Below are 18,724 nucleotides of genomic sequence, written 5' to 3'. Positions count from 1 at the left end.
TCATCGTCGTCTCCGTCAGCTGACCTTGGCGGGTGCTGCCACGAAAGTGTTGCAGGTGGCGGGATCGCTGCCGGCGAAGCCCTGGTTCATCCACAGGGTCAGGCTCTTGGCGGAGCCGTGGTCGCGGACCTTGTCCTTGGAGTGCTCGTCGCCGCCGTGCTGGATCAGCCAGGTCCACTGGTGCAGCAGCTCACCGCGCAACGGGAAGGTCGCCTTGGCCGCGCCGAAGAAGACGGCGGAGAAGCAGTTCGCCTGCAGCGCGGCCCGGCGGTCCTGCTCCAACTGCCCGGCCGTGTTCGCCGCGGTGTCGCGAAGGTTGTCGGAGGACTCGAAGATCCCGGCCAGGTTCTGCACGTGGGCGCCGTACACGAAGCCGAGCGACATGGCCATCTCGACGCGGCTCGCCGCCTTGTGCTTCGGGTACTCGTCCATCAGGTCCTGCCACGGCATCGTGACGCTGCCGCCCTGCTCGTCCTGGCAGTACTGCGCGACCGTCTTCTGGACGCCGCACGCCGTCTCCTGGCCCTCGTCGAAGACGATCAGCCGCGGCGACCGGAACTCGAACCCAGCTTTCTCGACGGTCGGCTTCCACGCCTTGTCCATACAGGCGATCAGGGCCTGGTAGTAGGAGCGGACGTTCTCCTTCGAGGTCGGCCGGAACGCGGGCTCCTGGCACTTGACCACGGGCAGCTTGCCGGCCGTGTAGAGCGGGTTCTTCGCGACCACGTCGGCATCCGGCGTCGCCTTGGCACCCGGTGCGGTGGTCGTGGGCTCGCCGGGTGACCGGACCGACGGCGATCCCATCGGGTTGGCGACGAAGTCGTCGTACGACGAGAGCACCTTGGCAGCGAACGCGACCCCGCCACCGACGATGACGAGCGCCCCGACGACGACCGCGGCGACCAGGGCCTTGGACCGCTTCTTCGGAACGAACGGGATCGGGTCCGGGTGGAAGACGGCCCGGTACGCCGCTGCCGCCGGGTCATCGGGTGGCGGCGGACCCATGCGCGACCCGGCCAGGCCAGGACGCTTCGGGTCGATCCGGGTGCCCTTCAGCTGCGGCGGCGTCGGCGGCGCCTCGCCTCCGAGCCGCGGCGTCGGGGCGGTCAGCGGCGTGGAACCGCCGTCACCCAGCCGCGGCGTTGCCGGAGTCCCGTCCGCGCCCACCCGCGGCGCCGCGATCCCCGGCTGAGACTCGTCCCCTCTGGCACCCTGCTCACCTTCGCCGCCCGGCAGAAAGTGGCCAGGCTTCGGCGCCGGCTTGTCCGCCATGAACTCCCCGCTTCTCCCCAGTACCGGATTCACCGGTCCACCCACTGACTATCGGGATGCCCCTGTCCCGAACCAACGGGATGCTAAGCCCTGAACCACCCTTGCGGAAACCGCTTTGCAGCTATTGACATCGTTTCGCTACCCGTTCCCAGCGGGAAGTTACTTCGAGTAAGGAGTCACATGAACGCCCTGGAAACCTTCGCCCTCAAGGGCAAACGGGCCCTGATCACCGGAGGAAACCGCGGTCTGGGCCGTGCGTTCGCCCTCGCTCTGGCCGAGGCCGGCGCGGACGTCGCGATCACCGCCCGCGACGCCGATCGGAACGCGACGGTCGTCGGTGAGATCGAGGCCCGCGGCCGGCGCGGACTTGCGGTGCAGGCCGATATCACCGATCCGGACGACGTACGCCGCCTCGTCGCCGACGTGACCGGGGAGTTCGGCGGGATCGACATCCTGGTGAACAACGCCGGGATCGCGATCCACCGGCCGTCGCTCGACGTACCGCCGGAGGAATGGCAGCAGGTGCTGGACCTCAACCTGACCGCGCTGTGGAACTGCAGTACGGCGGTGGCCCGCGGGATGATCGACGCGGGCGGCGGAGTGATCGTGAACGTCGGCAGCATGTCCGCCCAGATCGTCAACCGGCCGCAGTGGCAGGCGTCGTACAACGCGTCCAAGGCCGCCGTCCACCACCTGACCCGCAGCCTCGCCGCCGAGTGGGCGCCGTACGGGATCCGCGTGAACGCCCTGGCCCCCGGCTACGTGAGGACCGACATGTCCCCGGTCGACCAGCCCGAGTTCCAGCAACACTGGATCCTCGACGCCCCCCAACAGCGCTACGCCACCCCCGAAGAAATCGCCCCCTCAGTCATCTACCTGGCCAGCCCCGCGTCCTCCTTCATGACCGGCGCCGTCCTCCTCATCGACGGCGGCTACTCGGTCTACTGACCGCAGGCGAAAATGCCAGGCACGTCTGGTTTCTGTGCGGCTAGGGTGAGGCGATGGTCGAGTTGAAGCGGGACGCGTATCCGCGGTCGAACGGGTACGACGCCGAGTGGGTGCTCGCCGGCGATATGGGGCCGCATCCGTTGTGGCTGTTGGAGGATCTGGCCCGGGATCTCGACCTACGGGCGGGGATGCGCGTGCTCGACCTCGGGTCCGGGAAGGGCGCGACGTCGGTCTTCCTCGCGAAGGAGTACGGCGTACAGGTGTGGGCCGCGGATCTGTGGATCGACCCGACCGACGCGGCCACCGCCATCGCGTCGCAGGGTGTGGACGGGATCGTGACGGTGAAGGCGGAGGCGCACACGTTGCCGTTCGCGCGAGAGTTCTTCGACGCGATCGTCTGCATCGACGCCTACGAGTACTTCGGGACCGCGGACAACTACCTCGCCTACATCACCAGCTTCCTCAAGCCTGGTGGGCAGCTCGGCGTCGCCACCCCCGCGCTGCGGCAGGAGGTCCGCGACCTCGGCTACATCCCCGACCACATCAAGAAGGTGGTCGGCTGGGAGGCGCTCGCCTGGCACACCGCGGACTGGTGGCGGTTCCAGTGGGAGATCACCGAGCTCGTCGAGGTCACGGCGGCGCGACTGCAGGAGTCCGGCTGGGCGGACTGGCTGGCCTGGGCGCAGGCGGTCTCGGAGCACCGGGGTGAACGCGACGGCTCCCTCGACATGCTCGAGACCGACCAGGGCGAACTCCTCACCTTCGCCATGCTCGCGGCGCGCAAACCCTAGACCGCGAGTCGCCCGGCGGCCCGGGTTGAGGGATGCTGGGGGCATGAGCTGGGCTGTGTACGCGATGCGAGGGCCAGGAGGCGTACGCCGCCTCGACGACATTCCGGACGGATACGAACCACCATCGGTCGGTACGACGGCCGACGTGGTGGCCGTGGTCCGCGAGTTGGTACCGGACGTGGATGCGAGCAAGCCGTCCTGGCTGGCGCTGCGAAGTCCGGAGTACGACGTCGAGATGACCATCGGCAAGGGCGTCGAGGTCCGCGACATCACCTTCTACCTGAACGACGGCCCGCGCTCGATCCCGATCGTGATGGAGATCAGCAGCCGCCTCGGCGTCACGCCGTACGACACCGAGTCCGGCGACTTCCTCACCGAGGAGTCCCGGCCGCCGGTCCCGCCGCCGATCACCGACGACGAGATCAAGATGAACAAGCCGAAGTGGTGGAAGTTCGGCCGCAAGTAGCTCCCGAACGCTGTTGTCGAGGTGCTGACGCGTGCGTTAGAATCTGGGCGATCGTACAGGACGATTGTTCAGGGCAATTGTCCAGGAGGATTCGATGCCATCTCCGGCGGCCGCGCGGGGTCTGGAGGTGCGGCAGAGGTTGCTCGCCGCCGCGGCGGAGCTGATCCCCGAGCGTGGCTGGTCCGCGGTGAGCACCCGCATCCTGGCCGACCGCGCCGGCGTCACGCCGAGCGTCGTGCACTATCACTTCTCGTCCGTGCAGGCGGTGCTCACCGAGTCGGTCGTCACCGCGATGCGTCAGGTGCTGGCCGAGACCGACGAGGTCTTCGGGGCAGCCGAGACTCCGGTGGAAGCGGTCGACGCGATGGTCGCCTCGGTCGAGCAGTACGACGGCACCGACCCGATGTCCCTGCTGTTCGTCGAGGCCTACCTGGCCGCCACCCGGGACGAGCAACTGCGTGAGCAGCTCGCGGCGTTGGTGGCCGACTTCCGGGGCCGGCTGGAGGACTTTCTGCGGCTCCGCGAAGTGCCCGAGCCGGCCGCGACTGCCGCCGTACTCGCGGCCACCGTCGACGGACTGCTCCTGCATCGGGGCCTCGGCACGCGCAGCACGGGCACAGCAACCGTCCTGCGGAGGCTCGTCACCTGAGGAGGAACACGCGAGCAATCATCTGCGCCGCCGGAATCACCACCGTGACTGCGGGTTGGGCCGGCGGATGGATCGACGCTGAACGCGGGTCTGCTGATAGGTGCCGATGGCATCCATTCCGCCGTACGCCACATGGTCTTCGGGTCCTCGTGTGGGATGGGCGGAAAGCAGGGGGTCGGCTGCTCGACCGCCCGGTGGTTCCGGTCAGCATCGAGCAGGACGCGGCCCACCCGATGCCGAGGCAAGCCCCCAGTACCGTGGCCTGCCCGCATGACCTCAGCCACAAGCCGAGGTCGACCGGCACTTGGCGCATCATCGACTGACGCGGTTTCTCCCTTGTGGACAAGGGATTTGAAGGCTCATCACTCTGCGCGTACAATAGAACACATGTTCGAAGGAGACTTGGCGACGCTGTCGACGGCCGACCTGCTGGAGTCGGCCGCCGAGCACCGCGCCGAGGCCAGGCGCCGCGACGCGCGGCTCCTCGAACACGCCTTGGTCTATGCCGACCGCCACCACCCCGACGCCTGCGCTGCTCGTCCGGGTCGCCGCTCGTGTGACGGCCGGGAACGAGCGGTCGTGCTGGGTGGTGCGGGGTGCCCGCCGATTGCGGAGTTCGCGGTGGCCGAGTTCGGTGTTGTGCAGGGCATCTCGCCGGGTGTAGCGGCCGACTTCATAGGTCAGGCGCTGGCGTTGCGGCACCGGTTCCCGTTCACCTGGGCCTGCGTCCGGGCCGGTGAGGCGACCCCATGGAAGGCGTGTCGGATCGTGGCGGAGTGTTCGAAGCTGTCCGAGGAGGCCGCCAGCTATGTCGATCAGCGGGTCGCGCCGGTCGTCGACTCGCTGACGCCGTACCGGCTGAACAAGATCGTCACCGCCGCGAAGATGCATGCCGATCCCGCCGCCGCCCGTGCCGAGGCTGAGGAGAAGGCGCGCGAGCGTGGCGTGTTTGTGGGCCGGTCGAACGACCACGGCACGAGAACGATGTACATCACGGCCGCCGCCGCTGCGATCGCTCGCAACGATGCCACCATCGCGGCCATTGCCGACGCCCTGAAGATCTTCGGCGACACCCGCCGGGTTCAGGTGCGCCGCGCGGAAGCCGTCGGCATCATCGCCGACGCCCGCTACACCCAAGAACTCCTCACCCAAGCCCGCCTCCACCGCGTCACCCACCCCCAGCCGGAGCCTGCCCCCGAACCAGCACCAACAGGCCTCGCTCGAGGTCCCGGCCCGACCGGCGACAACCCGGCGACACACTCCAGCACCAACCTGTCGGCCGACCCGGAGGCGTGGTCCGGAGGCGGCGACCGTGACCCTGGGGCTGCGGGCAGTGGTGATGAGGATCTGCTGGCCGATGTGGGTGGCCTGGCGGGTGAGCCCTGCCCGGACGACGATGCCGACCGGGACGCGCCGCATCCCGGGTCCAGTGATCTGCCCGATCCGCTTGATGCCCCGTTCACGGAGGCGATCGAGCCGTTCGATCCCGCACCGTGCGCCGATCCCGACGACGACGGCGAACCCCTCGACGCCGCCGCCCGACGCGCACTCGACGCCCGGCTAGCCCATATCAAACAAGACGCCTACACCAACCCCGCCACCGACGGCGCCGACCGAGCGGGCGGTCGAGGCGGACGGGTGCGCCCGGGACAGACCGAGATCTACGTTCACCTCACCGACCACACCCTCGCCACCGGCACCGGCGTACTCCGCGCCGAAACCATCGGCCCACTCCTCGCCGACCAACTAACCGAACTGATCGGCTATGGCCCCTACACCGTCAAGCCAGTCATCGACCTCAACGACGCCGTCAGCGTCGACGCCTACGAGGTCCCCGACCGGATCCGCGAACGCATCAAACTCACCCACCCGGTCGAACTCTTCCCCTACGGCAACAGAGAAACCAACCGCACCATCGACCTCGACCACATCCAGCCCTACGACCCGCTCGGCCCACCAGGTCAAACCAGCACAACGAATCTCGCGCCCCTAGGCCGCTTCAGCCACCGGGTCAAGACCCACGCCCACGGCTGGAAGGTGCGCCGTCTCGACGACAAGACCCTGGAATGGACCACACCCCACGGCTTCGTCTTCCACGTCAACCCCACCGGCGCCCACCGAGTCAAGCGGGACGAGTGGAGATGAGGGTGCCGATCTTGTTGATGCGGTGTTCGGGGTTGCCCAGTTCGTCGTGCCAGAAGTTGCCGGCCGCGTGGTCCTCCGGGGTGGCGCAGGTAGAGATCGTGATCATCGCCCGCGTCGGCGTCACGCCCGGCCGGCCCGGTACGGCGGCGTTCTGCTGAGCCAGCTCGGCCGGCTTGCGGAACGAGATCGTCATCGTCCGGGTCACCACGTAGTCGTAGACGGTCCCGCCCGCGGTCACCAGGATGTGGTCCCCGTTAACCAACTCCGGGGCCCGCGCGAGCGGCTTCCCGTGACTGGTCCGATGCCCGGTGATGATGAAGTTCCCCACCTCCCCCGGTCCCACCCCACCCGCGCGGCCTCGCGGACTGGCCGCAACGCCACGATTCTGGATCACGGTCCCGGCGCGATCATCCGCCGTACCCGTGTAGGCGACCACCCGCAACCCCCGCACCCCGATCGCCGGAATGGCCATGCTGACCGCCCGGGAAACCGGTGAAACCGGCGTAGTCGGCGCGACAGATGAGCTGGGGCTCGAGGGCACGGTGGGCGTCGGGGTGGACGTAGTCGGCTCGGCGGATCGGGTGGGAGTGGGCGTGGGTGACACCGCGCCGGTGGGCGGCACATCACTGCACGCGACCAGCCCAGCCGCCACCACGAACAGTCCCGCCACCAGCCTCACCCTCCGACGGTAAGCCGTCGCACCGAAAACCGCCCGAAAAGGCTCAGTCCAGCAGGGTGAGCGCGGCCGGGCCGACGCGGAGGGTGCCAGACGTCAGAGGCGTCGTACGGATGCCGGCGTGGCCACGGAGAGCTTTGAAAGCACCGGGAGCGACGGCGATATCCATCCAGCCGCACGGGTTGGCGGGACGGTTGGCCTGGAACGTGATCGGCCCGCTGCCGGTGTCGAGCGTGAAACGGCGGCCGGGAACGGGGGCGCCGTCGGGAGTCCGGTGAGCGGCGAGGGCGTCTATTGGATACCCACGGAGAACGATGTTGCGGCGCATCAGCAGCGGATCAGGCACCGCCGGCAGCTCCAGGTCGCGGGCCAACTGATCCAGCGAGGCAGCGTCCACGAAGGTGACCGCGGCGTTCCGGTGAACCGTCTGCCCGAAGTAGCGATCGCCGACGATCCCCAGGTCGGCGCGGACCTCGATCTCCGAACGCCCGACCGGCTCCGGATCCGGCCGCGGACCGTCCTGCGGCCTGCCCTCGAAGGCGTGCACGCGCGACACCATCAGCGCGACGACCTCGACCGGGATGTCCATCCGCCCACAGTACGGCGGTCAGCCCCAGGTGAGCGGGTCAAGCAGCCGGAAGAACTCCAACCGGCGCGGGTCCGCGTCCGGCAGGCCGTAGGCCGAGAGGAACGGCGCGGGGTCGGCGGACCACTCGTCGTGCAGCTGAATCACCGTGAGGGCCAGATCCGAGTAGCGATCTGCGATCCCGAGGCGACCGAGATCGATCAAGCCGGTGACCTCGAGCGTCGCGGGGTCGAAGAAGACGTTCGGCAAGCACGCATCCCCATGGCAGACGACCGGCTCCAGTACGCTCTCCACATAGGGGCGCTCGGCAACTACTCGGTCCAGCAACTCCGACGGCTTCAGCTTCCGCCACTCATCGGTGAGAAAGGCGGGGTTGACCGCGTCCCGCCGTACGACGTCCTCCGCGAGCGCGACCACCGACGCCAGCGGCCGCTCGAACGGGCAGCCGGTGAGCGAATGCAGGTCACGCAGGACGCGGCCGAGGCTCTCCGCCGCACCCACGTGAGCCGCCGGAGGGAGCGAGTCACCAGGCACACCAGGCACCGCGGTCGTCATCAGGCGCGCGCCGTCCGCCGACTCCACCCAATCCACCACAGTCGCGCCGGGGATGCCGGTCCCCGCGAGCCACTCCACCCGGTCCCGCTCGTCGCGCAACTCGAGCACACCGGCCGGCCCACAACACTTCCCGAAGACCTCACCACGCCGGTACACCGAGGTGTCGGACTCCCCGACCGTCACCGGCTCCCAGCCCTTCACCCCGGGACCACCCTGGAGGAGTCGCGGACGATGAGTTGCCAGGGGAAGTCGAAGGTCTCGCCCGGTGCGCCCTCGCGGTCGGTCAGCCGGCCGACGATGATCCGGGCGAGCGCCTCGTTGAAACCAACCGGTCCGACTGTCGACAGGGACGGGTCCAGATGCTCGCCCTCGGGCGTGTTCCCGACGCCGACCACGGCCAGACCCCGGGGTACGTCGATCCGCAGCCGGTGCGCCGCCCGGACCGCGGCGATCGCGGCGAAGTCCGTCGTACAGTAGATCGCCGTCGGGCGGTCGGGCTTGCTCAGCAACGCCATCGCCGCCCGGTACGCGCCCTCCGGATGCCGTTCGAAGACCTCGATGTCCTCGTCCCGGATCGGCTTGCCGGCGGCGCGGAGCGTGTTCAGGTAGGCGTCGTACCTGGCGAATCCGGTGGTTCGCGAGGTGAGCGCGCCGACCCGGTCGTGGTGCTCGAGCAGGTGCTCCACGGCGAGGTGGCAGCGCGGCTCGGCACCGGAGCGGATCACGTCGAAGCCGCGCGGCTCGAGCGTCTCGCTGAACGCGACGATCTGCACCCCCTGGGCCGCGAAGGCCTCCAGCTCCGCGATCTGCTGCGCGTCCGGACTGACGCTGTCGATGAAGATCACGTCGGGCGTCCGGTTCGACAGCACGGTCCGCCAGTCGCCGTCGGCAACGATCAACGCGGTCTTCCCGAGCGGGCTGACCGCCGCGCTGACCGTCTCCGCGACCGCCTGCGACCACGGATCGGCCAGCACGCTCAGCGACAGCAGGACCAGGTCCGACTTGCCGGTCCGGATCGCCCGCGCCGCGTCGTTGCGGCGGTACCCGAGCCGGGTGGCCGCCTCGCGGACCCGGTCCGCGGTCGAGTCCTTGATGGTGTGGCTGCGGTGCCGTCCGGACAGCACGTAGGACACGGTCGCGACCGAGACGCCGGCCTCCTTCGCCACCATCCGCAGCGTCGGCCGATCAGTCGCAGGTGTGGACATACCACCGATTCTCGCAGACAGAGTCAGCCCTTGACCGCGCCTGTGATGACACCCTTGGTGAAATGCCGCTGCAGGAACGGGTACACGAGCGCGATCGGCACCAGCGCGACCACCACGACGGCCATCTGCAGGGACTGTGGTTGCGGCAGCGGTTCCACCCCGAGTTGGTCCGCGGACAACGACTTGCCTTGCAGGACGTACGTACGCAGGATCACCTGCACCGGCCACTTCGACGTGTCGTTCAGGTACAGCAACGCGTTGAAGAACGCGTTCCAGAACCCGACCGCGTAGAACAGCCCGACGACGGCGATCACCGCCTTCGACAACGGCATCACGATCCGTCGCAGGATGGTGAAGTCGCTCGCGCCGTCGATCCGCGCGCTCTCCAGCAGCTCACCGGGCACGTTCATGAAGAAGGTGCGCAGGACAACGAAGTTGAACGCACCCAACGCGCCCGGCAGGATCAGCGACCACAGGCTGTCGAGCAGCCCGAGCTGCTTCACCACCAGGAACATCGGGATGATCCCCGGCGCGAACAGCAAGGTGAACAACACCATCAGCAACACCGGCCGCCCGAACAGCACGGGCCGCGAGGTCGCGTAGGCCAAGGCGATGGTGACCGCGAGTGCGATCGCCGTACCGACAAGTGTCACGAAGACACTGACCATGATCGCCCGGCCCATCAGGCCGCCGCTGAACAACGTCTGGTACGCCTTCAGCGTCGGATGCGACGGCCACAGCACGTACCCGCCCGCATCGATGATGTCGCGATCGCTGGCGAGTGACGTGGAGATCACCACCAGGATCGGGACCACGATCACCAGCGCGAAGCCACCCAGCACGACCGCCTTGATCGACTGGTACGCCGGCGCCGGCTTCTCCTTCCACACAGGCCTCACGAGCCACCTCGTTTCTGGAAGATGCCTGGTTCGCCGAGGCGGTGCGCGAGCGAGTTCGCACCCCACAACAGCAACGCCCCGACCACTCCCTTCGCCAGGCCGGCCGCCGCGCCGCTACTCCAGTCGCCGCCGACGACGCCCGCGTAGTACGTGAACGTGTCCAGTACTTCGGCCGCACCCGGGCCGACCGAATCACGCTGCAGGATGAACTGCTCGAACCCGACGCTGAGGATGTCGCCGATCCGCAGGATCAGCAGCAGCACGATGACGTTCCGCAGCGACGGCAGCGTGATGTGCCACAGCCGCCGCCAGCGGCCGGCGCCGTCCGCCGCGGCCGCCTCGTACAGCGCGACGTCCACGGTGGTCAGCGCCGCCAGGAAGATGATCATCGCCCAGCCGGCGTCCTTCCAGACCAGCTGCGCCACCACGAGCAGCGGGAACGTGTCCGGGTTCGTCATGAACGGAATCGGATCCAGGCCCGCTTGCCGGAGCAGGTTGTTGACGAAACCTGCCCCGCCGAGCGACTGCTGGAACAGCGTGACCACCAGCACCCAGGACAGGAAGTGCGGCAGGTACGCGATCGTCTGGAACCACCGCCGGATCCGGTTGCTGACCAGCGAGTCGACGATCAGCGCCAGCCCGATCGGCACCGGGAAGAACAGCAGCAGCTGTACGGCGGCCAGCAGCAACGTGTTCCGCAAGGCGTCCCAGAAGTCCGGGTTGCCGTAGAGATTGACGAAGTTCTGCAGGCCGTTCCACTCGCTGTGCATGATGCCGAGGTACGGCTGGAAGTCCTGGAACGCGACCACGTTGCCCAGCACCGGCAGGTAGAAGAACACCAGCAGGAAGACGACCCCGGGGATCATCAGCAGCACCATCTGCCAGTCCCGGCGCCACTTCACCGCGAACGGCAGACCGGTCTTCACCCGGGCCGTCGAGGCAGCTCGTTTCAGCATCGGTCAGGACCCGGTGACCGGCACGCTCGCCGGCAGCACGGCCGCGAACTCGTCGCGCATCTTGTCACCGCCGCCGGACTTCCAGCGCTTGAGCGCGGCGTCGTACGCGTCGATCTTCTGCCGGCCGGTGACGATGTCGACGATCGTGTCGCGGAACGCCGCGGTCAGCTTCGGGCCGACCTTGCTGCTGGTGTCGGAGTAGGTTCCGGCGGTCGGGTTCCGCATCGCGTGCTCGAGCAGCTTCTGCTCGGTCGCGTAGATCTTCTTGGTGTCTTCGGGGTACGCCGGGTTGAAGATCACGCTCTCCGGTGCGGTCATGATCTGCAGCGCACTGACCAGACCGGGCGCCTGCTGGGTGCCGGCCTTGGTCAGGACCGGGTTCTGCTGCGCGTCGAGCTCGTACTGCTTGCCCTCGACACCGAAGTTCTTCTGCAGGTACTCCTTGGTCCCGAACGGCGCGGACAGGTAGTCCATCAGCGCGAGCAGCTCGCGGATCCGGCCCTCGTCGGTCTTCTTGAACGGCGTGAACCCGACCGTGCCGTAGCCCATGTCGTAGACCGGCTTCGCCTTGCCGTCATGGCCGAACGGGATCATCGTGTCCACGAACAGCGTCGGGTCCAGCGCCCGGAAGTCGGCGGTCGCGCGCGGGCCGACGGTGACCTGCGCGGCGATCTGGCCGTTCACGGTCTTCGGGGTGGCGTCGGCCAGGTTGAGGTCGGGGTAGAACACCTTGGCCGCCCACAGCTTGGCTGCGTACTCGACCGCGGCCCGGTAGTTGTCGGTCTCGTACAGGTGGGTGAGCGAGCGGTCCTGGTTCACCCGCCAGTTGTTCGGGGCACCGAACCACTCGCCGAACATATGCAGCATGTTGATGATCGCCGGCTCGAGCGCGTAGTTGGTGCCGTTGGTCAGTTCCTTGCACTTGGCAAAGAACTCGTCCGCGGTCGAGCACTGCAGACCGCCGACCTTCGCCCAGGTCTTCGGGTTGCCCATCATCACCTGGCCGAACGGCGTCGACGGGATCGGCGCGCCCCAGATCTTCCCGTTCACCACCGCGGTCCGCCACGAGGCCGGCTTCAGCGCGGCCAGGTTCGGATACTCCAGGACGGCGTCGCCGGACAGGTACTTGGTCAGGTCCTGGAACTTGGCCTCGAGCATCGGCCCGATGTTCGGGATGCCCTGGTTCGGCGGCAGCCACATCAGGTCCGGCAACGAGTCGCTGGCCAGCAGGGTGGCGAACTTCTCCGGGTAGCCCGGGTCGGTGCCGATGGTGAGCCGCAGTTCGGCGCCGAGCGACTGGTTCAGCGACTGCCACATGGCGTTGCTGCCCATCGGCGGCGGAGGCGTCGCGAACGTCTCGGTCAGCGCGGTCACCGCGTTCTTCAGCGGCGGCGCCTTGACGCTGGAGATCGCGTCCGAGGGGAACTTCAGGAACCCGGGCTCCAGCCCCGACTCCGCGCCCGGCAGATCCGGCCGCAGCCCTTCGAAGGGCTTGTACGTCGGCAGCGTGAGCTCGCTGGACGCCTGCGCACCGCCGTTCGCCGTACCACCGTCACCGCAGGCCGCCAGCGTGGATCCGGCGATCGCCGCGCCCGTCACCTGCAAGAACCGCCGACGACTGATCATAGCTGCTCCAAATCATGTGGAAGTGCTCAGTTACACTCACTTAAACGTTAACGGGGACCGTAAACCCCTCCCGCCCCTCGATGCAAGATGCAGACAGCAAAAGACCGGCGGCCGCGGGTTTCGAGAACCCGCGGCCGCCGGCCGGTTGGCTAGCTCAGGACGACGTCAGCACCGCACGATCAGCAGCAGCGCAGTACAGTTCCGGACCGCCTTGTCGTTGGCGGCGACCGGGTCGGCCGGCGCGCTCGCCGTCCGCTGGGCCGTTGCCTGCAGCAAGCCGACCGTCAGCAGATTGGCATCGGCCGCGAAGGTCCGTGTCGTACTCGCGCCACTGGCCAGCGACGCGACATCACAGTTCACGTTCCGCGTCGTGCCCACCCGCGTGCAGGTCCCGCCGGCGGCGTACGTGAGCCGGGTCGGGACCGCGCCGACCACGCGCACGTTGGTCGCGTCGTCCGGACCGACGTTCTTGATCGTGACCGTGTAGGTGACCCGGGACGCGCGCACCGACGCGGCCAGGCTCACCGCGACGTCGGCTTCGTGCGGCGTCGGCGTGATGGTCAGCGTCGGCCCGTCGAAGGTCTCGAACGCGTAGTTCTCCCCGACGAACTGATGCTGCAGCGTGATGGTCCCGACCGGGGCGTCGTCCTTGACCCGGAAGGTGAACACCACCGTCCGGGACTCGCCCGCCGGAACGTCGGCGACGCCGCCGCGGACGCTCCCGCCCAACGTGTCACAGGCGAACGCGCCCGGGCACGACACCAGGTCGACCAGACCGGGCAGCGACGTCTCCTTGGCGTACAGCGTGGCCTTCCCACCCGTGACCGTGAAATCGCGGTCGTTGTACAAGGTCTGGGTGACCGTGAACGTCTGCCCCTGCTGGACCGACGTCGTACTGACCTCGATCGCACTCGTCGGCGGAACGGCCGACGCAGCCTGGGCGCCGGTCACCAGACCCGCGCCCACCAGCGCCGTCACCAGCGCAGCACGAATCGTTCTCAAGGCATGCATAGTAGAGCCCCCCACTTCGATGGTTCCCCAGATAAAGCTCTGCCCCCACAACCGCCGATGGCGGTGAAAGCAGTATGTCGGCGGCACTCTCGGTGGTCAACCGCTTGACAGTTGCCATCAACAACCGGCGACTCAGCCGAGCGGGAGCCGCCCGAGGAGGTCCTCGACGCGCTCCGAACGGCCGGCGCGGCGGTGCTCCTCCCACTCCGCGCGTGACATCGCGTCGCCGACGAGGGCGAGTGCCTCCTCGAGTTCCTCTTCCAGGTAAGGGTTCGGCATCCCGAGCCGCTCACCCATCGCCTCCTCCGCACCGAACAACCGAGCGGCAGTCACGGGATCCCCTTGCCGGAGGAGGATGTTCATCATCGTGTTCGAGAACGCCATCGTGAGAGTCGGACTGCCGAGTGCCACAATGGTCGGCACCAGTCCGCGAGCCAGTTCACCGGCCTCGTCGACGCGGCCGGCGAGCGTGAGCAGGTACGCCAGATTCTGGCCTTGGACGGCGACTTCGTGCGTGTCACCGAGCACCTCGGTGATCGCGAGCGACTCACGCAGCAGTTCCTCGGCGCGATCGAACTTGCCCAGTTCCTCCTCGACGCCGCCGAGGTGGCTGAGTACGCGCGCCAGCCGCCACTCGTCGTCGACGTGACGAAGTCGCTCGACGGCCTCCGCAAGGGTTCGTTGCGCCGCCTCGAGATCGCCTTGCCGGCGTTGCACCGTGCCGAGCACCGTCATCCCGAACGCGATGCCGGCCGGATCCTCCAGCTCCCGCGCCATCTCCAGGGCGCGAACCGCGATCTCGTGGGCGCGGCTCGCTTCGCCCTGCACGAGAAGGACATTGCTCAGCCCGCGGAGGCAAGCGGCCAGGACCGGCGAGGACGAGGTTCCGGCCCGGGCGACGACGTACTCGTGCCAGCGGCGGCTCTCCGCGAAGGACCCGCCGACCAACCACAGCCAGCCGACGGCCGAGCACAACCGGAGACTGGTGGGGACGTCCTGCTCGGCGGCCCAGCCGAGGGCGGCGCGGAAATTGTCGAGGTCGGTCTCGGCACGTTCGAGAGCCGCGTCGTACCTCGACCTTTTCAGAGTCTCGAGATTCTCCGCCAGGCCGGCGAAGTAGGTCGCATGCTTGCCACGCACCAGGTCGGCCTCGTCGGTGGCCCGCAGCTCGTCATCGGCGTACTGGCGAATCGTCTCCAGCAGAGTGATCCGGGTGCTGCCATCAGGACTGTCGGACAGCGTGACCAGGTTGGCGTCGTGGAGCTCGGCCACGGCGTCGAACGGATCGGTGCCGGTGGCAACGGCCTCGATCGCGGCGAAATCGGCGCCACCGGAGAAGACTGCGAGCCGGCGGAACAGCGATCGGTGTTCCGGACCAAGCAGGTCGTAGGACCAGGCGATGGTCTCGCGTAATGTGCGCTGCCGCTCCGGGGTCACACTGCTCGTCGACGTGATGTCGAGAGCCTGGTCGATCCGGGCCAGCAGTTCCTTGACGCTGAGCAACCGGATCCGCGGTGCGCAGAGCACGATTGCGAGCGGGAGACCGTCGAGCCGACGGCAGATGGCGACCACCTCGGCCACGTTGTCCGCGGTCAGCGTGAAGGCGGGCCGGACGGCCTGTGCGCGCTGAACGAACAGTTGTACGGCGGCCGACTGCTCGGCGTCGGCCTCGTCGTCCGGCAACCCGAGCGGCACCACCGGATGCTGGTACTCGCCGATCAGGCCGAGTGCGCGCCGCGAGGTCGCGACGATCCTGACGTGCGCCGCACCTTCGATGATCTCGGCAACGACCTTGTCCGCGTCCGGTAGCTGCTCGAGGTTGTCGAGTACGAGCAGCAGCGTGCGCTCGGCCAGGTAGGCCGTGACCCGTTTACGCTGCTGGGGCGGGACGTCGAGCACTTCGGCGATCGACGTCCACATCACTTCCCCGGATGTCACGGACGCCAGCGGAACGAAGTACACGCCGCCCGGAAATCGGCTCGTCATTTCGTTGGCCACACCCACCGCCAGCCGCGTCTTCCCCGCCCCACCCGGTCCGGTCAGCGTGACCAGCCGGACCTCCGGTTCGTCGAGCAGGCCGGTGATGCGGGCGAGGTCGGGTTCGCGGCCGAGCAGTGGAGTGGCCGTGGCCGGCAGGCTGGTCGGCGTACCGAGGGTGCGGGGTGGCGGGAAGTCGGACTGGAGCCCTTCGACGGTGACTTGGAGGAGGTGCTCCGGTTCGGGGATGTCCTTCAGGTGGTGGGTACCCAGGTCGCGGAGGGTGGCGCCGTCCGGCAGTTGCGTGAGCCGGCCCGTGACCGCTGACACGATCACCTGCCCGCCGTGCGCCGCGGCCGCGATCCGGGCCGCCAGGTGGACGTCCATTCCCCAGTAGTCGCCGTCGTACACGCCCGGCGTACCGGTATGGATCCCCATCCGCACCCGGAGCCGCTCACCACCGGGCCAGCAGTGTTCGTTCAGTCCGCGTTGCCCGTCGACGGCCGCGGCGACCGCATCCGCGGCCTTCGGGAAGACGACGAAGAAGCTGTCGCCCTCGGTCCCCATCTCGGTCCCGCCGTACGTCGCCCAGACGTCACGCAGGATGCGCCGATGTCCTTCCAGCGCGTCCAGGTACCTGTCACCCAGGCGCCGGAGCAGTACGGTCGACCCCTCGATGTCCGAGAACAACATCGACACCATTCCCCCACCCATGCGGTCAGTCTCGATGCCTTGGGGGCGTGTCGTCGAGACCCGAGGCTCAGACGCCGGGTCCATAGTGCAGTTGCGTATCCTCAGCACTACGCCGCGTTTCCTGCATGCTGTAGTGAGGTCACTGACTCGGCGGCAGCTCGGTCCCATCCTCGGACTGCAGGCCGTACTTTCGGAGCGCCGCTGACAGCTGGCCCACATCTTGTGCCTGCACCAGGTCGACCGACACCTCCCGGAGCTTGACGTTGGCGTCCATCGAGCACCGCTTCAGGACGTCGAACGCCACCTCGGACGTGAGCCCGTACCGATGCATCAGCAACCCCTGCGCCTGACCGATCACCGTCCGGGTCGTGATGGCGGTCCGCAACTGCTCGACCAGTGTCCGGCTGTCGTTGAACAACTGCACGTTGTCGAAGGCCACTCCGGCATGCAGTGCGAACAGCAGCACGACGTCGTACGACGTACTCCCGAACGCGTCCTTCGTGGGTGAGAACAAACTGAACGCCGCAGCGGAACCACCGGTCACCGCGGGTAGCGGGAGAAACAGGCAGCTGCGGTATCCGGCGTTGATCGCACTCGCCGCGAACTCCGGCCAGCGGTGGTCCGCCGCCAAATCGCCGATCCGGTGCGGTTCGCCGTACGTCATCGTCTCGTACAACGGCCCGTCCGCCTCGACCATCCGCTCGGCGAGCGCGGCCCGGGCCGGCTCGGCGGACTCGTCGGTCGTCTGGTGATACCGAGCAACAGTCTCCGCCTTGCCGCCAACGAGCACGCTGATCGACGCCTCCTCGCAGTCCGGCACCGTCCGCACCACGCGACTGACGAACCGCCCCAGCGTCGTGGCGACGTCGTCGTCCTCGACCAGTCGGCTGACCTCGATCAGCTCCTGGGCCAACTCCAGAATCCCCTCCGCCATGCCCCCATCATGGGCCAGCCCGCCTCCGCCGGACCCAGCGGACGGCGTGTGACGGGGATCACTACGGCTAGCTGGATTGCAAACAGCAACTCAGGTGTTGTGGGTGTCATCGCTCTCCTCTCCCGAAGGAACGGCATGACTGCCCTCGATCTGCCCGCTTCAGTCGCCACCCAACCTCGCCGTACCCTCAGCCGCAGCGCCAGTTTCTGGACCGCGGCCGCGGTCGCGGGCATTAGCTTGTGGACCAGCGCCGCGCCTACCACGACGTACCCGCTCTACGCCTCGACCTGGCACCTCACCCCCACCGCGACGACCGCGATCTTCGCGGTCTACCCGGTCGTGCTGGTCGCGTTTCTGCTTGTCTTCGGCCAGCTCTCCGACTACATCGGCCGTCGGGCGACCATGTTGTACGGCGTCGGCGCACTGCTGGCCGGCGTACTCCTCTTCGCCATCGCCCCGTCCGTCGGCTGGGTGTACGCCGGTCGCGCGTTGATGGGAGGAGGTGTCGGCCTGGCGCTCACCCCGGCGACGGCCGCGGCAGTCGAGTTCAGCGCCCGCGGGAAAGCGGCGTGGGCCTCATCCATCACGACCGCCGCGACCGCAGTCGGTCTGGCCATGGCGACGACCGTCGGCGGCGGCCTGATCGAGTACGCGCCGGCACCGCTGCACCTGGACTTCTGGGTCCTGCTGGCCGTGATCGCGATCGTCTTCTCTTTTGTTTGGCAGATGCCGCGCCACATCAAGGACGCGAACCAGGCTCCCTGGCGGCCGCGCGCAATCACTGTCGCCAAGGGCATCCGAGGCCTGTACGTCGCCTCTGCCCTAGCGGTCACCACTGCCTACGCGTTCGGATCGGTCTTCCTGGCCCTAGGCGCCGAGATCGTCCGTGACCTGGTCGGCACCGGCAACATCTTCGTCATCGGCCTATTGCTGGCCATCTTCTCGTTCGCGACCGGCGTGACCGCGATCGTCGGCCGCCGCTTCCCGGCGAGCCGCCTGGTCCCACCAGGCGCCATCCTCACCCTCGTCGACCTCGCCCTCCTCGAGCTCGCCGCAACCGCGCACTCCCTGCCCCTCTTCGTAGCCACGACGATCGTCGGCGGCACGGCGTACGGCCTGCTCTTCTCCGGCGGTCTCGGCCTCATCAACACCCACGCCCCCGCCCACCACCGCGGCGGCACGGTCGCCGCCGTCTACCTCGTCGCCTACATCCTCCAAGGCGCCATCGCCCTGACCCTAGCCTCGGCGTTTCACGGGAATTTGGACAACACGTGAGGTGAAAAGGCGAGAGTGCCTTGTCTGTAAGGGAAAATTGGGCTTGCGAAGGACCAATGA

Annotated in this window: 17 protein-coding genes; 6 read left to right on the top strand and 11 right to left on the bottom strand. The window is 68.2% G+C overall.

What is annotated here, in order from left to right; translation table 11 throughout:
• Window positions 1-15 precede the first annotated feature (15 nt).
• Window positions 16-1,272 carry a neutral zinc metallopeptidase gene (locus ACZ3HV_RS20010; RefSeq protein WP_465686362.1) on the bottom strand — a complete coding sequence of 419 codons (1,257 nt, stop codon included), beginning with the start codon at window positions 1,270-1,272 and terminating at the stop codon, window positions 16-18.
• 180 nt (window positions 1,273-1,452) lie between these two features.
• On the opposite strand from ACZ3HV_RS20010, the gene ACZ3HV_RS20005 reads away from it, so the two are divergent.
• The 5 genes from ACZ3HV_RS20005 (at window position 1,453) to ACZ3HV_RS19985 (ending at window position 6,271) form a co-directional block, all read left to right on the top strand.
• Entirely contained in the window at window positions 1,453-2,220 is a 768-nt protein-coding gene (locus tag ACZ3HV_RS20005; protein ID WP_465686361.1) for an SDR family NAD(P)-dependent oxidoreductase, read from the top strand.
• A 53-nt stretch (window positions 2,221-2,273) separates the two neighbouring features.
• On the top strand, window positions 2,274-3,011 hold the full coding sequence (locus ACZ3HV_RS20000; RefSeq protein ID WP_465686359.1) for an SAM-dependent methyltransferase: 738 nt from the start codon (window positions 2,274-2,276) through the stop codon (window positions 3,009-3,011).
• Window positions 3,012-3,054: 43 nt separating this feature from the next.
• Window positions 3,055-3,477, top strand: coding sequence for a hypothetical protein (locus ACZ3HV_RS19995; protein WP_465686357.1), 423 nt, complete (start codon window positions 3,055-3,057; stop codon window positions 3,475-3,477).
• Window positions 3,478-3,571: 94 nt separating this feature from the next.
• A complete protein-coding gene (locus ACZ3HV_RS19990) occupies window positions 3,572-4,126 on the top strand; it encodes a TetR/AcrR family transcriptional regulator (protein WP_465686355.1) in 555 nt (184 codons plus the stop codon).
• Window positions 4,127-4,513: 387 nt separating this feature from the next.
• Window positions 4,514-6,271, top strand: a complete 1,758-nt coding sequence (locus tag ACZ3HV_RS19985) for a hypothetical protein (RefSeq protein ID WP_465686353.1) — start codon at window positions 4,514-4,516, stop codon at window positions 6,269-6,271.
• Here ACZ3HV_RS19985 and ACZ3HV_RS19980 read toward each other — a convergent pair.
• The 10 genes from ACZ3HV_RS19980 to ACZ3HV_RS19935 all read right to left on the bottom strand — a co-directional run bounded on the left by ACZ3HV_RS19980 (window position 6,249) and on the right by ACZ3HV_RS19935 (window position 17,389).
• On the bottom strand, window positions 6,249-6,950 hold the full coding sequence (locus ACZ3HV_RS19980; protein WP_465686351.1) for a class E sortase: 702 nt from the start codon (window positions 6,948-6,950) through the stop codon (window positions 6,249-6,251). The two genes, ACZ3HV_RS19985 and ACZ3HV_RS19980, sit on opposite strands and share 23 nt — an antisense overlap.
• Before the next feature lie 43 nt (window positions 6,951-6,993).
• Window positions 6,994-7,536 (bottom strand): molybdenum cofactor biosysynthesis protein, encoded by a 543-nt coding sequence (locus ACZ3HV_RS19975; RefSeq protein ID WP_465686349.1) that lies wholly within the window; start codon window positions 7,534-7,536, stop codon window positions 6,994-6,996.
• A gap of 18 nt (window positions 7,537-7,554) precedes the next feature.
• On the bottom strand, window positions 7,555-8,289 hold the full coding sequence (locus tag ACZ3HV_RS19970; protein ID WP_465686347.1) for a phosphotransferase: 735 nt from the start codon (window positions 8,287-8,289) through the stop codon (window positions 7,555-7,557).
• Window positions 8,286-9,293 (bottom strand): LacI family DNA-binding transcriptional regulator, encoded by a 1,008-nt coding sequence (locus ACZ3HV_RS19965; protein WP_465686345.1) that lies wholly within the window; start codon window positions 9,291-9,293, stop codon window positions 8,286-8,288. The genes ACZ3HV_RS19970 and ACZ3HV_RS19965 overlap by 4 nt, the downstream gene beginning before the upstream one ends.
• Before the next feature lie 23 nt (window positions 9,294-9,316).
• Window positions 9,317-10,192 carry a carbohydrate ABC transporter permease gene (locus tag ACZ3HV_RS19960; protein ID WP_465686343.1) on the bottom strand — a complete coding sequence of 292 codons (876 nt, stop codon included), beginning with the start codon at window positions 10,190-10,192 and terminating at the stop codon, window positions 9,317-9,319.
• The gene (locus ACZ3HV_RS19955) at window positions 10,189-11,148 is read right to left on the bottom strand and encodes an ABC transporter permease (RefSeq protein WP_360373786.1); all 960 of its coding nucleotides are present in this window, start codon (window positions 11,146-11,148) and stop codon (window positions 10,189-10,191) included. The genes ACZ3HV_RS19960 and ACZ3HV_RS19955 overlap by 4 nt, the downstream gene beginning before the upstream one ends.
• A 3-nt stretch (window positions 11,149-11,151) precedes the next feature.
• Window positions 11,152-12,774 (bottom strand): substrate-binding domain-containing protein, encoded by a 1,623-nt coding sequence (locus tag ACZ3HV_RS19950; RefSeq protein WP_465686341.1) that lies wholly within the window; start codon window positions 12,772-12,774, stop codon window positions 11,152-11,154.
• Window positions 12,775-12,939: 165 nt separating this feature from the next.
• Complete coding sequence (locus ACZ3HV_RS19945; protein WP_465686339.1) at window positions 12,940-13,776, bottom strand: hypothetical protein; 837 nt, start codon at window positions 13,774-13,776, stop codon at window positions 12,940-12,942.
• A gap of 141 nt (window positions 13,777-13,917) precedes the next feature.
• Window positions 13,918-16,476, bottom strand: coding sequence for a tetratricopeptide repeat protein (locus ACZ3HV_RS19940; protein WP_465686337.1), 2,559 nt, complete (start codon window positions 16,474-16,476; stop codon window positions 13,918-13,920).
• Window positions 16,477-16,594: 118 nt separating this feature from the next.
• Window positions 16,595-17,389 (bottom strand): ANTAR domain-containing protein, encoded by a 795-nt coding sequence (locus tag ACZ3HV_RS19935; protein WP_465686335.1) that lies wholly within the window; start codon window positions 17,387-17,389, stop codon window positions 16,595-16,597.
• A 135-nt stretch (window positions 17,390-17,524) separates the two neighbouring features.
• On the opposite strand from ACZ3HV_RS19935, the gene ACZ3HV_RS19930 reads away from it, so the two are divergent.
• Entirely contained in the window at window positions 17,525-18,664 is a 1,140-nt protein-coding gene (locus ACZ3HV_RS19930; RefSeq protein WP_465686334.1) for an MFS transporter, read from the top strand.
• The last annotated feature ends 60 nt before the right edge of the window (window positions 18,665-18,724 follow it).

It is taken from the genome of Kribbella sp. NPDC020701, assembly GCF_055562215.1.
The sequence above is the reverse complement of the archived record's forward strand: the minus strand, read 5'-3'. Positions and strand labels throughout refer to the sequence as shown.